The sequence below is a fragment of the Streptomyces sp. NPDC043685 genome (genome assembly GCF_056436585.1).
In genome coordinates this window covers 199,711-213,667 of sequence record NZ_JBWKCH010000006.1, presented here as the reverse complement: position 1 = coordinate 213,667, position 13,957 = coordinate 199,711, and the positions used below count along the sequence as shown (strand labels likewise).

The window sequence follows — 13,957 nt, the reverse complement described above, 5'->3', positions numbered from 1 at the left end:
GGCCTTCCCGTCTTCGTACGGCATCTGATGCAGCCATCCTCTGCTGGGAGTTGCGGGCGGTTTTCGACGCCTACCGAGAATCGTCGAGCCGCCTATACCTCACCCATACGAACCTGCTCAAGCGGCAATTCCGGCCACCTATAGATGCCGCATAGCGAGTCAGCCGATTCTGGCGTGTAAATCCACTCGACAGTGTGAAAAGGCGCTGCACACAGCGGCGCACGGACGCACCCGACCGGAGAAATGAGCCTTCCTATGACCGACATCGGTACGAACGACACCGACTCGCGCATCCGCAAAGTCGTCATCCTCGGCGGTGGCACGGCCGGCTGGATGACCGCCGCCTATCTCGGCAAGGCGCTCCAGGGCACCGTCGACATCCAGGTGCTGGAGGCCCCGGCCATTCCCCGGATCGGCGTGGGCGAGGCCACCGTGCCGAATCTGCACCGCGTGCTCTTCGACTACCTCGGCATACCCGAGGAGGAGTGGATGCGCGAGTGCAACGCCAGCTTCAAGATGGCCGTGCGCTTCGTCAACTGGCGCACTCCGGGCCGCGGCGAGCCCGGGGCACGCACCCTGGACAACGGCCGGCCGGACCACTTCTACCACCCGTTCGGCATCCTGCCCGACCACGACAACACACCGCTGTCGCACTACTGGTACAAGAACAGACACGAGGGCCGCACCGACGAGCCGTTCGACTACGCCTGCTTCCGCGAGCCGCCGGTGATGGACGCCAACAAGTCGCCGAAGTGGCTCGACGGCACCGAGTCCACCCGGTACGCCTGGCACTTCGACGCCGCCCTGGTCGCCGACTTCCTGCGTCGCTTCGCCACCGACAAGCAGGGCGTCGAGCACGTCCAGGACGAGATGGTGCGGGTCGAGCAGGACGAGCGCGGCTACGTCACGGCCCTGCACACCAAGTCCGGCCGGGTGCTCGACGCCGACCTGTTCGTCGACTGCTCGGGCTTCCGCGGACTGCTGATCAACAAGGCGCTGGGCGAGCCGTTCGTCGACATGAGCGACCACCTGATGTGCGACAGCGCGGTGGCCACCGCCGTGCCGCACGACGACGAGGCGAACGGGGTCGAGCCGTACACCTCCGCCATCGCGATGTCCTCCGGCTGGGCCTGGAAGATTCCGATGCTGGGCCGTTTCGGGTCCGGTTACGTCTATTCCAGCAAGTTCACCTCGCAGGACGAGGCGACCGCCGAGTTCTGCGAGATGTGGGGGCTCGACCCGGCGGAGACGCAGTTCAACCACGTGCGTTTCCGGGTCGGCCGCAACCGCCGTGCCTGGGTCAACAACGTGGTGAGCATCGGACTCTCCTCGTGCTTCCTCGAGCCGCTGGAGTCGACCGGCATCTACTTCATCACCGCCGCGATCTACCAGCTCGCCAAGCACTTCCCCGACCGCACCTTCAACCCGGCCCTGGTGGACAGCTTCAACCAGGAGATCGAGGTGATGTTCGACGACACCCGTGACTTCATCCAGGCGCATTTCTACTACGCACCGCGCGACGACTCGCCGTTCTGGCGGGCCCAGAAGGAACTGAAGCTGCCTGAGAACATCCAGCGGAAGATCGAGGCGTACAAGGCGGGGCTTCCGGTCAATTCGCCGATCGCCGACGAGTCCACGTACTACGGGAACTTCGAGGCGGAGTTCCGCAACTTCTGGACCAACGGCAGTTATTACTGCATCTTCGCCGGCCTCGGCCTGGAGCCGGACACGCCGCTGCCCGCGCTCGCCCACAAGCCGGAGTCCGTCGCGGGTGCCCAGCCGCTGTTCGCCAAGGTCAAGCAGGAGCAGCAGCACCTGCTGGACACGCTGCCCAGCGCCTACGACTACCTGCGCCGCCTGCACGGCAAGTAGTCCCCGGCCGCTTTGGCCATGGATCAGCCCGGCGGCGCTGAACCCCCGCAGTCCGCCGGGCGGACCCGCACCGTCCCGCATCCGGACCCGATCCTGCTTCCGACAGGAGCCGACCACATGACTGGTACAGCTGAGACGACCACGACCACCCCCACGACCCCTCCGAATCCTTCGGCGCCTTCGAACCTTTCGGCGGCATCGGCCGCCGCGCCGGACTCCACCGACATACGCCCCCTGATGGCGTCCTTCCCCTCCGGGGTGAGCGTGGTGACCGCGCTCGGCGCCGACTGCGCCCCGCGCGGCATGACGTGCAGTTCGCTGGCGAGTGTGGCGCTGGACCCGGCGACCCTGGTGGTCTGCCTGCGCACCGCCGGCCCGACCCTGCGCGCCGCCCTGGACAGCGGGCACTTCGCCCTGAACCTGCTGCACGAGGAGGCGCGGGCCGTCTCCGACCTGTTCGCCTCCGGCAGCACCGACCGGTTCGCGCACGCCGAGTGGCGGCTCCCGCTGGGTGCCGCGGGGCCGCACCTGACGGAGGCCGCGCTCGCCGTGGCGGACTGCGCGGTGGTGCACGCCGTGGAGGTCGGCGACCACACGGCCGTCTTCGGCCGGGTCACCCGCGTCACCCAGACCGACGGCAAGTCACCGCTGCTCTACGGCAGACGCCGGTACGCCCGCTGGTCGGCGGCCGCGTCGGCCCCGGCCCCGGAGGCCGGGCCGGCGCCGGCCCGCGCCCTGCCCGTACCCGCACCCGCACCCGCACCCGCACCCACGCTCGCCATTCCCTCACCCCTGGAAGGAGAAGCCCGTGTCGGCTCCTGACCCGCTGCCCGGCCTGCTCGTCGCCGTTCCCGTGGTGATCGCCGTGTGCGGTGTCGGCGCGGTGCTCTTCCGCCGGATCGGGCAGCCCCCGGTCATCGGCGAGATCACCCTCGGCATCCTGCTCGGCCCGTCGTTGCTCGGCTGGATCTCCCCCGCCGCCCAGCACTGGCTGTTCCCGGCGGAGATCCTCCCGCACCTGCTGGTGCTGGGCCATCTCGGCCTGCTCGCCTTCATGTTCCTGGTCGGCCTGGAGCTGGACCTGTCGGCCCTGCGCGGCCACAGCCGTACAGCCGTCACCGTCTCCTACGTCGGCATCGCGCTGCCCCTGGCGCTGGGCGCGCTGCTGGCGCTCGGGATGTACGGCCCGTTCGCTCCGGCCGGGGTGGGCCGGCTGCCGTTCGTCCTGTTCGTCGCCGTCGCCATGAGCATCACCGCGTTCCCGGTGCTGGCCCGGATCCTCACCGACCGCGGCCTCTACACCACTCCCCTCGGGTCGCTGGCGATGGCGTGCGCGGCGGTGGACGACGTCAGCGCGTGGTGCCTGCTGGCGCTGGTCGCGGCGGTCAGCACCAGCGGTTCGATGGAGCAGGCGGCCGTCACCGCCGCCTGGTCACTGGTCTTCGTGGCCTGCATGATGTACCTGGTCCGGCCGCTGCTGGCCCGGCTGACCCGGCAGGCCGGCAAGGCCGCGGAGAGCTCGGTCCTGGTGTTCGTCTTCGCCGGCCTGTGCGTGGCGGCCTTCGTGACGGACGGCATCGGCATCCACGCCCTGTTCGGCGCGTTCCTCTTCGGCGTGGTCATGCCGCGCGGTTCCCGGGCGGTCGAGCTGTCCGCCGCCCGGCTGCGGGCGTTCGCCGTCCCGGTGCTGCTGCCGCTGTTCTTCGTCAGCACCGGCCTGCGCACCGATGTCTCGCTGCTCACCGGTGACGCCGCCCAGTGGCTGTGGGCCGGCGCGGTCCTGGCGGTGGCCCTGCTCGGCAAGTTCGGCGGCACCACGGCGGCGGCACGGCTGTCGGGCCAGTCCTGGCGGGACGCGATGTCGGTCGGCGCGCTGATGAACTGCCGCGGCCTGACCGAGCTCGTCGTCCTCAACCTCGGTCTGGAACTGGGCGTCATCGGCCCGGACCTGTTCACCATCCTGGTGCTGATGGCCCTGATCACCACGGCCATGACCTCCCCCGCCCTCACCTGGTTCCTCCGCGCGCCGGCCCCGGAACCGCCCGTGCCCGCCCCCCGGCCGGTCACCGCCGCGTGACGCGGCCCGCCGCAGGCGCATCCGCCGGGCACACCGCTGCGGCCCGGCCGCGTGCGGGTCCGCCCGGACCCGTGCCACGGCCCCCGCCGCACGCCGGTCACCCCCCGCGGCCCCACGGCCCGCCCGGGCTCCGCTCCCCGCCCGGGCCCCATGCCCCCGGTCCCCGCCCTGACGGCGGGAACCGGGGGCGTCGTGGTCGTGGGGAAGCCCATCGTCAGGCCGCCGGTGCCAGGGCGTGGGTGCCGCTGGCCACGGCCCAGCGTTCGAGGGTGGACCGGGCCGCGCCCGAGTCGATCGCCTCGGCGGCCCGGCCGACGGCCGGGGCGAGGCGTTCGGTCACCGTCCGTCCGCCGGCCGGCTCCAGCGCGGCCAGGGCGGCGGCGGCCGAGAGCAGGACGGCGTCCCGCACCGGTCCCCGTTCACCGTCGAGGATCCGTCGCGCCACGTCCGCGTTGTATCCGGCGTCCGCCCCGCGCAGCGCCTCGACCGGGACGTACCCGAAGCCGAGGGTCCGCGGGTCGAACGACTCCTGGCGGACCGTGCCGCCCTCCACCGTGAGGACGGTGGAGGTGGTGGTGACGGTCAGTTCGTCCAGCCCGTCGTCGCCGCGGAACACCAGCGCGTCGACCCCCCGGCGCGCCAGCACCCCGGCGACGAGCGGCAGCAGCCGGGCGTCGGCGACGCCGACCGCCTGGGCCGCGGGCGCCGCCGGGTTGGTCAGCGGTCCGAGGGCGTTGAAGACGGTGGGAATGCCGAGCGCGCGCCGGGCGACCGCCGCGTGCCGCATCGCGGGGTGGAAGTCGGGGGCGAAGCAGAACGTGATCCCGACCTCCTCCGCCAGTGCCGCCACCTGTCCCGGCGGCAGCCGCAGGCTCACCCCGAGCTTTTCGAGTACGTCGGCCGAGCCCGAGGCGGAACTGGAGGCGCGGTTGCCGTGTTTGACGACGCGCGCCCCCGCGCCCGCCGCCACGACCGCGGACATCGTGGAGATGTTGACGGTCTTCGCCCCGTCCCCTCCGGTGCCCACCACATCGACGGTCCTCCCCGGCACGTCGATGCGTACTGCGTGCGCCATCATCCCCCGCACCAGCCCCTCCAGTTCGCCGGTCGTCTCCCCCTTGGCGCGCAGCGCCACCAGGAAGCCGGCGATCAGGGCGTCGGAGGCGTTGCCCCGCATCACCTGGTCCATCACCCACGCGGTGTCCGGCTCGGACAGATCGCGACCGTTCAGGACGGAGCCGAGCAGCTCGGGCCAGGACCGTTGCGGTCCACCCGGTGCGGTCCTTGCGTTCACTCCGGTTCTCCTTCAGTCATCCGGTCCCGGACCAGTGCCTCGCGGGCGTCAGCTCCAGGGATCCACATCGGCGTCGGCGGTCACGCTGCTCCACGGGTCCACGTCGGCGCCGGCGGCCGTGTTGCTCCACGGGTCCACGTCGCCACCGGCGGTCACGTTGCTCCACGGGTCCACGTCGCCACCGGCCCCGGGGTTGCTCCACGGGTCCACGTTCTCGGTGACGGCCACCGCGCTGTGGGGAGCCGCGTGCGCCTGGCCGGCCACCGCCACGCTGGTGAACAGGGCGCCGGCCGTGAAGGCGGCGGCGACAAGAGCGTGAATCCCGGACTTCTTGATCTGTGTGAGCTGCATTTCCGTCTCCCCGTCATTTGTTTTCCTGGCTTCGGTCCGGCCCGTTCCGTCCCGACACCGAGAAAATTACGGAGCTACGGCTTCAGTCGATTATCGGAGGCGCTTCCGCGATCTCCGCTGGAGCAATAACGGCGATATACTCGCAGGTCACAATGGGTTAAAGGGAAATTCGGACGCATAGATTCCAGGGGTTGTGCGGGGGTTGCGGGGCCCCTCCCCACAGCTCGCACGGGCCCTGCGCCGGGAGATTTGCATTCCTCAGGAGACGGGCGCGACGGCCCGTTCGGGAATCCGCAGGAAATTCTCCAGCAGCCGCATTCCTCCCACCGTGGTGATGGACTCGGGATGGAACTGCACCCCTTCCACCGCCAGCGCGTGGTGCCGCAGACCCATGACATAGCCGTCGTCGGCGGCCCGTGCCGTCACGGTCAGCTCCCGCGGCAGCGGCTCCTCGACGACGAGCGAGTGGTACCGGGTGGCGGTCACCTCGCCGCCGAGGCCGGTGAAGACCCCGGCACCGTCGTGCGTGACGGGGCTGGTCTTGCCGTGCTTGAGCCGGGCGGCGACGGCGATCCGTGCCCCGTAGGCGAGGGCGATCGCCTGGTGGCCGAGGCAGATGCCGAGCAGGGGCACCCGCCCGGCGAAGGTGTGCACCAGCTCCACGTGCCCGGAGTCGGCCGGGTGCCCCGGCCCGGGCCCCAGCACCACCGCCTGCGCGCCCCGGGCCGCGAGCTGCGCCGGGGTGCGGGTGCCCGACCGCACCACGTCGGTCTCGGCGCCCAGCGTGCGCAGGTACTGGTCGATGATGTGGGTGAAGCTGTCGTAGGCGTCGACGAGCAGGACCTTCACGGCAGCAGCTCCTCACCGGTCAGCGCCCAGTAGGCGGCGCCCATCTTGTGCAGCGTCTCGTGCCACTCGGCGAGCGGATCGGAGTCGGCGACGATGCCGGCGCAGCTCTGGGTGGAGTACGCCGTCCCATCGTGGGTGATGGTGCGGATGCACAGGGCGAGCCGGGACCAGCCGCGCACGTCGACCAGGCCGACCGCGCCCGCGTACATCCGCCGCGGGGCGCTCTCCAGCTCCTCGATGATCTCCATGGCCCGGATCTTCGGGGCGCCGGTGACCGTGCCGGCCGGGAAGGTGGCGCGCAGCACCGACCAGGTGTCCTCGCCGGGCGCGAGGACGCCCTCGACGGTGGAGACCAGGTGGAAGACGTGCGAGTACGTCTCCACGGTCATCAGCCGCTGCACGTCCAGCGTGCCCGGTGTGCTGACCCGGCCGATGTCGTTGCGGCACAGGTCGACCAGCATGACGTGCTCGGCACGTTCCTTCTCGCTGGCCTTCAGTGCCTCGATGCGCGGCCCGTCGACCGCCGGGTCGCCGCTGCGCGCGGTGGTGCCGGCGATGGGCCGCATGACGATCCGGTCGCCCTCGGTGCGGAACAGCACCTCGGGGCTGGCGCCGATGAGCGTGGAACCGTCGCGCGGGACGAGGTACATGTACGGCGAGGGATTGCGGTGCCGCAGCCGCCGGTAGACCTCCAGCGGCGTCAGCTCGGTGTCCACGTCTATGCGGTGACCGATCTGGATCTGGTAGATGTCCCCGACGCCGATGTGCGCCAGGCAGCGTTCCACCTTCGCCAGGAAGGTCCGCTCGTCGGTGCTGTCCCGGACCGTGCGCGGGGCGGGCGCCGCGGGCAGCGGGGCGGGTTCGGGCGCGGGCGGGCGCAGTCCGGCGGCGACGCCGGCGACGAGGCCGGGGACCGCGGCGGGCGGGAAATCGGGGCAGCGGGCGGTGAGCAGCCGGGCGGTACCCGCGTCGAGGTCGTAGCGCACGACCTCGCGGAAGAGGGTCAGGACGAGGTCGGGACCGCCGTCGGCGGTGCGCTCGGGCAGCCGTTCCATGTGCCAGGCGGCGCCGTAGCCGACGGTGGCCAGGAAGCCGAAGGCGTATCCGTCCGCGGGCGCCGAGGTCTCCACGGTGAACGTCCGCTGGGCGGCCCGCAGCAGGTCCCACACCTGGTCGGCGTCGGCCAGGGCGCGGGCGCCGTCCGGCAGTTCGGCCAGGCCCAGGTCGGCGGCGGCGGCACGCAGCGCCTCGGCGACGGCGGGGGCCCCGTCGACGGTGACGCGGTCGGCATGCACCTGGAGTTCGGCGAGCCGGCCGTGGCCGACGACGGCGCCGTTGCCGTCCTCCTCGGGGGCGGCGAGGCTCTCCAGCAGGAACACCTCGTCGCCGGCCCGGGCGCGCAGGGCCGTGTACAGGTCCAGCGGGTCGTGCGGGGGCAGGACGGTCTCGTCGACGCGGACGGTGAGGGACCGGCGTGGCGCGCCGGCCGCTCGGGGCGGTGAGTCGAGCAGTGTGGTCACAGGTGTACCCCATCCTCGAAGGGTGGCGGGCGATGGTCAGCCGTAGCGGCGCAGCTCGTGGAAGAAGTCCTCCTCCACGGCGAGTTCACCGGAGTCGAGCAGCCGGTCGTAGACGTGCTTGCCGACGGCGAGGTCGAGGACGCCGAGTCCGAACGGCGAGAAGAACACGGGCCGGCCGGCGGGCACACCGGCCGCGCCGGTCAGCACGTCGTAGAGGGTGCCGTCGATGAAGTCCCTTCCGCCGCTGAGCCGTTCGGCCAGGTGCGGGGAGGTGTCGGCCTTCAGGCAGTGCTCGACGTCGTCGACGAAGTTGGCGCCGGAGAGGATCACCTCGGGCGCCAGGTCGCGCAGCGACACGTGGAGCACCAGCGGGTGGTGGCCGAACCAGCCGGGGTCGGTGACGTGCGGGGTGCCGGCGACGGTGGCGAAGACGACGAGGTCGCTGCCGCGGACGAGGTCCTCGGCCGACCCGTGCACGGTGACCCGGCCCCCGGCCCCGGAGCGCTCGAGGTGTCCGGCGAACCCGGCGGCGTGCTCGGCCGACAGGTCGTGCACGCCGATCTCGTCGAACCCCCAGCCGGTGCCCGCCAGATACTGGTGGATGTACCGGGCGATGAGACCGGTGCCGAAGAAACCGACGCGGCGCGGCCGTTCCCCGCGGGCCCTGGTGAGGGTCTCGGCGGCCAGCGCCGCCGAGGCGGCCGTACGAGCCGCGCTGATGATCGAACTCTCCAGGCAGGCCAGCGGATAGCCGGTGCCCGGGTCGTTGAGGATGAGCACGGCGGAGGCACGCGGGAGGCCCGCCGCCACGTTGTCGGGGAAGCTGGAGATCCATTTCAGGCCGTCCACTCCGATGCCGCCGCCGATCGACGCGGGGAGCGCGATGATGCGGGAGGCGGGCCGGTCGGGGAAGCGCAGGAAGTAGGACGGCGGATTGACGGTGTCACCGGCACCGTGGACGCGGTACGCCGTTTCGATCAGACGCACCACCTCCTGGTGCCGGTCCGCCAGGACCCGGTGGACCTGGGCGCCGGAGATCACGGCGAAGGTGGGCGCCTTGGCGACAGGCGGCATCGTGTACTCCACGTTTCGGCTGACAGTGGTACCGGCCGAACGTAGGCAGCCCGCTTATCGGTGGGGTATCGGTCGTCTACAACGGCACTTGGGGGCCCGGCCCCCCGGCCCTCCTCGCCCCGCCGCCCGGCGTCGGCCCTCCCCAGCCCTCCCCGCCGCGCCGCCGCCCGGCGTCGGCCCTCCCCGGCCCTCCCCGCCGCGCCGCCGCCCGGCGTCGGCCCTCCCCGGCCCTCCCCGCCGCGCCGCCGCCCGGCGTCAGCCTTCCTCGGCCTCCAGGCGGGCCAGCGCGCGTTCGGCCTGCGCGCGCCACTGCGGGGCGTCGGCGCGGACGAAGACGTCGTGGGCGGCGGTCAGCCGTTCCCGCGCCGCGTCGTGGCGGCCCAGCCGGCGCAGCGTGTCGCCGAGGGCGAGGTTGATCCGGCCGTCGACGAGGGGGGCGTCGATGTGTTCGACGATCTCCAGCGCCTCGGCCAGCGTGGTGGCGGCGGCCTCCACCTCGTCCGCGCCCAGGCGGCTCTCCCCGAGCCCCAGCAGGGCGTAGGAGAGCCCCACCCGGTCGGACTTGTCGGTGACCAGCGCGACCACCTGCTGAAACGCCTTTTCCGCCAGGTCGAAGTCCAAGCGGGCCAGATGGACCCGCCCCAGCCGGTGCAGGGTCTGGGCGGCGCCGCGCCGGCTGCCGCCGCCGATCGACTCCATGAGCTGGACCGCTTCCAGACTCAGCTTCATCGCCGGCTCGGTGGCGCCGCGGTCCAGTTCGATCTGTGCCATGTTGTCGAGCGTGTGCGCTTCGGAGGAGGTGTCGCCGACCCGGCGCAGGATGTCCCGGGCCGTCCGCAGCCGCTCCATGGCGACGTCCAGGTTGCCGCGGAACCGGTCCAGGATCGACAGGTTGCGCAGGTTCAGCGCCTGCCCGTGTTCCTCGCCGGCCTGCTCGAACAGCTCCAGCGCCTCGCTGTAGCGGGCGTACGCCTCCTCCAGCCGGCGGTAGGACTGGGCGACGCCGCCGAGCTGGTGGAGCATGGCGGCCTGCCCGCGCAGGTCGCCCGTCCTGCGGGCCGCGGCCAGCGCCGCCTCGGAGCAGATCCGCCAGTCGTCCAGGTAGTGCCGGGTCTCGAAGAGCACCGCCGCCGAGACCGTGAGGTCCCAGGCGAGGTCGGCCATGTCCAGGGCGGCCGTCTGCTCGACCGCTGCGACCAGCGACAGGCGTTCCGCCTCCAGCCACTCCAGCGGCGAGTCGAGGAGTTCGTCGAGGTGGACGGGGTCGACCGGCCGGCGCGCCGCGTCGCTGTGCACGACGCTGAAATGGCCGCCGTACTCCCGCCGGTGGGCCTCCTCCGCGATCGTCAGCCAGGTGCGGAAAGCGCGCTCGCGGGCGGCGCGCTGGGCGTCCGGCGGCTCCTCGGCGTAGGCCCGCTCGCGGGCGTACAGGCGCATCAGGTTCTGCAGCCGGTAGCGCAGCCGTCCGGTCGCGTCGACGCCGACGACCTCCAGGAACTGGGCGTCGACGAGGTCCTCCATGATCCGCTCGGCGTCCAGCACGTCGATGTCGAGCAGCGCGCCGCCGACCCATGCCGCGAAGTCCGGCACGTCGAGCAGGCCGAGCCGCCGGTAGAGCAGCGCCGCGTCCGCGGGCAGATAGCGGTACGACAGCGCGAAGCTGGCCCGCACCCGGGAGGCGCCCTGGCTCAGCTCGTCGAGCCGGCGTGCCTCGTCGTTGAGCCGGGTCACCAGGTGCCGTACGGTCCAGTGCGGTTTGGAGGCGAGCCGGGCGGCGGCGATGCGCAGGGCCAGCGGCAGCCGGTCGCACAGCTCGGCCAGCCGTACGGTGTCGGCGCGGGCGGAGGCGATGCGTTCGGTGCCGACGATCCGGCCGAGCAGTTCCACGGCCTCCTGCTCGGGCAGCACCCCGAGGTGCACCCGGGCTTCCTGCGGCCAGGTGACCAGTTCCTCCAGCTGGTCCCGGCTGGTGACCAGCACGGCGCAGCGCCCGCTGCCGGGCAGCAGGGTGCGCAGCTGCGCGTAGGAGCGGACGTTGTCCAGGACGACGAGCACCTGCCGCTCGGCGAGCACGCTGCGGTACAGCGCGACGAGCGCCTCCGTCTCCGGCGGTATCTGGTCACTGGGCACACCCAGCGAGCGCAGGAAGCGGCTGATGACGTCGGCGGCGACGGTCGGCTCGTGCTCCTCGTCGTACCCGCGCAGGTCGGCGAAGAGCCGTCCGTCGGGGAAGTGGGCGGCGGCCCGGTGGGCCCAGCGGACCGCGAGGCCGGTCTTGCCGACGCCCGCGATGCCGGTGATCAGCCCGAAGGCGGGCCCCTGCTGCCGGTCCCGGTCAGCCACCAGCAGGTCCAGCACCGCCAGTTCGGGCTCGCGGCCGGTGAAGCCGGGCACGTCCGGGGGGAGTTCGGAAGGGACGATGACGGTGTCGGAGCGCAGGGCGTCGGTGGTGACGACCGGCGGCGCGGGGGCGAGGGAGGGGTCGTCACGCAGGATCGCGTCGTGCAGGTCCTGGAGGTCGGGGCCCGGCTCCATGCCGAGTTCCTCGATGAACTGGGCGCGCGCCTCCCGGAAGGTGCCCATCGCCTCGGCCCGCCGCCCGGACCGGTACTGCGCGAGCATCAGATGGTGCCGGGTGCGCTCGCGCAGCGGATGCTCCCGCACGACGGCCGCCAACTCCGGCACCAGATCCTGGTGGTTGCCGAGTTCCAGCAGGACGGCGGTGGCGTCGTCGTAGGCGTTGAGACGGTGTCCTTCGAGCCGGGCGGCCTCGTCCTCCACCATCGGGCTCGCGATACCGGCGAAGGCGGGGCCCGTCCACAGGGCGAGGGCATGCGCGTAGCTGTCGGCCGCGTCGGCGTGCCGGCCCTGCTCCACGGCCGTCTCGGCATCCTTGACCAGCCGGGCGAAGTCCACCGAGTCGACCGCGTGCCCCTCGGATCTGAGGACGTATCCGGGGTGGGTGGTGACGATGATGTCCTCGGTGACGCCCTCGGCCTTGAAGGCCTTGCGCAGGGCGGCGATCACGATCGCGATCTGGGTGCGGGCGGTGGCGGGCGGGCCGCTGTTCCAGACACCGTCGACGAGGGCGTCGACCGGCACGATCCGGCCAGGGTTGAGCAGCAGCAGAGCCAGGACCGTTCGCTGGCGCGCACCGCCGACGGTGAGCGCACGGCCGTTCGCCGTCACCGACAGGGGCCCCAGGATCTTGAAACCGAGCCGCTCGCCCACGGATGTTCCCCCCCAGAACTTCACCCACCGTCCTCACCGGAGCGCCTGGACGACAATACCTGAGCGGCCGGGCCGGTTCGCTGGTGTTTTCCAGCCGTCCCTGAGGTCAGGGGCTTCGACGGCGCGGAATTGGGTAATCCTCTTTCCTTTTCGCGGATTGCGCGAGGGATCAGCTGTGCGAATTCGCACCGAGTAATCCGGGGCGGAATACCGCTTCCGGGAATTAGTTGGTTCATACATCGGATAACCGCGAAACTCCCCGGTACCTGTAGTGGCCGGATCCCGCCCCGGGATCCGGCTGCCCCGCCCGCACGGATGGCCGATTCGCGATCGCACAGGCGATCCGATCAAGCCATACCGGCCGACCACCCCGCCCGGCATGCCCACCGACCCCCGGGCAGCAGCCGGAAAACGACGGCACCCGGGGCCGGATCGACGACGCCCGCCGCCCCCGCAGGAGGACACGGAACCGGCTGCCTGACCGAAAACGATCAGGCATGGGAGGCGCGAACGGCTACTCGGAGCCCGCCCGGAGCCCGTGTCCCCCGCCTCGCGGGGCGACCGGAGCCGGGAACGCAGACCGGACGCCCCGGGCCCCCGGGCGCCGGCCGACGCCGGCCCGGCCCTCACTCGGCCCGTACCCCCGCCCGCTGCTCGCGCCGAAGCCGACGGCCTCGTCCAGGAGATACGCGGCGGCCGGCCGGTACGGCGGGCCCGTCGAATGCGTCTCCCCCGCGGTTTCCCGGGTGCCGTAGATCCCGTGTTCGACGTACAGCGGCGGTGTCCGCAGGGACGGTTCTTCCGGGCGGGGGCGCGGGTACAGTGGCAGGCCCCATTCGCTTCATTCCTTCTCGTGGCCCTCGGCCGGACCTCCGGCCTCTGCCGGAAGGTCCGGATTCATGGCCCTGGTGGTGCAGGACCGCACGTTCCTCGATGTCCTCAGCGCCGAAGCGCGGAAGGATCTGTTCCGGATCAGTGTCGAGCGGACGTTCCGGGCGGATGAGCATCTCCTGCGGGAGCAGGACGACAGCAGCCATGTGCTGGTGCTGCTGGAGGGGTGGGCCGTGGTGTCCACGGCGACCGACCGGTCCTCGGCCCGGCTGATCCTGGCGCTGCGCCGACGCGGTGAACTCGTCGGCGAGATGGCCGCGTTGGGCGGAATCCCACGCAGCGCCTCCGTCACCGCGCTGGGTCCGGTACGTACCTTGGTGGTGCCCGGTGCCCGGTTCCGCGCGTTCGCCGGGCGCGACCCGGAGGTGTCGGCGCTGCTCATGGCCCAGCTCGTCTCCCGGCTGCGCACGTCCGACGAGGAGCGGCGCACACTCGCCTCCCTGACCGTCATTCAGCGGGTGGCCGGGCGACTGCTGGAACTCGGAGAACTCCAGCGAGCGGCCTCCGGTCAGGCGGGCATACGCGACGCGGGCGGGCCCGGGGACGAATTCCCGGTGCTGGCGCAGTTCGCCCAGCACGATCTCGCGGACGCCGTGGGCGCCACCCGCGAGGCGGTCGCCAAGTCGCTGCGGCTGCTGCGGGCCGCCGGTGTGGTCCGGACCCGGCCGCGCCGCGTCGAGCTGATCGACCACGACGCGCTGCGGCTGCTGGCGGCCGGCGGGAACATCGGGTTCCCGGCTCCCTGACCGGCTTTCGTACCGCCACCAGCCCCACTCCCCTCAGCGGACACCCCTGCCA

The 13,957-nt window shown here is 72.2% G+C and carries 10 protein-coding genes; 4 read left to right on the top strand and 6 right to left on the bottom strand.

The genetic code is table 11. The features are described 5' to 3' along the window. Window positions 1-255: 255 nt before the first annotated feature. The 3 genes from AC0665_RS21065 to AC0665_RS21055 all read left to right on the top strand — a co-directional run bounded on the left by AC0665_RS21065 (window position 256) and on the right by AC0665_RS21055 (window position 3,949). Window positions 256-1,872, top strand: a complete 1,617-nt coding sequence (locus tag AC0665_RS21065) for a tryptophan halogenase family protein (protein ID WP_468631454.1) — start codon at window positions 256-258, stop codon at window positions 1,870-1,872. Between the two features lie 117 nt (window positions 1,873-1,989). After that, window positions 1,990-2,694, top strand: a complete 705-nt coding sequence (locus tag AC0665_RS21060; protein WP_478705556.1) for a flavin reductase family protein — start codon at window positions 1,990-1,992, stop codon at window positions 2,692-2,694. Further along, entirely contained in the window at window positions 2,681-3,949 is a 1,269-nt protein-coding gene (locus AC0665_RS21055; RefSeq protein WP_468402638.1) for a cation:proton antiporter domain-containing protein, read from the top strand. Before AC0665_RS21060 ends, AC0665_RS21055 begins: the two co-directional genes overlap by 14 nt. Before the next feature lie 214 nt (window positions 3,950-4,163). Here AC0665_RS21055 and trpD read toward each other — a convergent pair whose 3' ends face one another. The 6 genes from trpD to AC0665_RS21025 all read right to left on the bottom strand — a co-directional run bounded on the left by trpD (window position 4,164) and on the right by AC0665_RS21025 (window position 12,268). Next, window positions 4,164-5,243, bottom strand: a complete 1,080-nt coding sequence (gene trpD, locus AC0665_RS21050; protein WP_363121914.1) for an anthranilate phosphoribosyltransferase — start codon at window positions 5,241-5,243, stop codon at window positions 4,164-4,166. 48 nt (window positions 5,244-5,291) lie between these two features. Then, window positions 5,292-5,594, bottom strand: a complete 303-nt coding sequence (locus AC0665_RS21045) for a hypothetical protein (RefSeq protein WP_478705555.1) — start codon at window positions 5,592-5,594, stop codon at window positions 5,292-5,294. A gap of 258 nt (window positions 5,595-5,852) precedes the next feature. Then, entirely contained in the window at window positions 5,853-6,443 is a 591-nt protein-coding gene (locus AC0665_RS21040; protein WP_468402634.1) for an anthranilate synthase component II, read from the bottom strand. Further along, window positions 6,440-7,963 (bottom strand): anthranilate synthase component I family protein, encoded by a 1,524-nt coding sequence (locus AC0665_RS21035; protein WP_478705554.1) that lies wholly within the window; start codon window positions 7,961-7,963, stop codon window positions 6,440-6,442. The genes AC0665_RS21040 and AC0665_RS21035 overlap by 4 nt, the downstream gene beginning before the upstream one ends. 36 nt (window positions 7,964-7,999) lie before the next feature. After that, window positions 8,000-9,037, bottom strand: a complete 1,038-nt coding sequence (sbnB, locus tag AC0665_RS21030) for a 2,3-diaminopropionate biosynthesis protein SbnB (protein WP_478705553.1) — start codon at window positions 9,035-9,037, stop codon at window positions 8,000-8,002. 255 nt (window positions 9,038-9,292) lie between these two features. Beyond that, window positions 9,293-12,268: an AfsR/SARP family transcriptional regulator gene (locus tag AC0665_RS21025; protein ID WP_478604355.1), complete on the bottom strand. Its 2,976-nt coding sequence runs from the start codon at window positions 12,266-12,268 to the stop codon at window positions 9,293-9,295. Window positions 12,269-13,167: 899 nt separating this feature from the next. Between AC0665_RS21025 and AC0665_RS21020 the strand changes: the two genes are divergently transcribed. Continuing rightward, window positions 13,168-13,905: a Crp/Fnr family transcriptional regulator gene (locus AC0665_RS21020; RefSeq protein ID WP_478705552.1), complete on the top strand. Its 738-nt coding sequence runs from the start codon at window positions 13,168-13,170 to the stop codon at window positions 13,903-13,905. Window positions 13,906-13,957: the final 52 nt, after the last annotated feature.

Coding starts and splice junctions, on each gene's coding strand:
- AC0665_RS21045 (WP_478705555.1), bottom strand. CDS start 5,594: ATGCAGCTCACACAGATCAAGAAGTCCGGGATTCACGCTCTTGTCGCC.
- AC0665_RS21060 (WP_478705556.1), top strand. CDS start 1,990: ATGACTGGTACAGCTGAGACGACCACGACCACCCCCACGACCCCTCCG.
- AC0665_RS21065 (WP_468631454.1), top strand. CDS start 256: ATGACCGACATCGGTACGAACGACACCGACTCGCGCATCCGCAAAGTC.
- sbnB (WP_478705553.1), bottom strand. CDS start 9,037: ATGCCGCCTGTCGCCAAGGCGCCCACCTTCGCCGTGATCTCCGGCGCC.
- AC0665_RS21020 (WP_478705552.1), top strand. CDS start 13,168: ATGGCCCTGGTGGTGCAGGACCGCACGTTCCTCGATGTCCTCAGCGCC.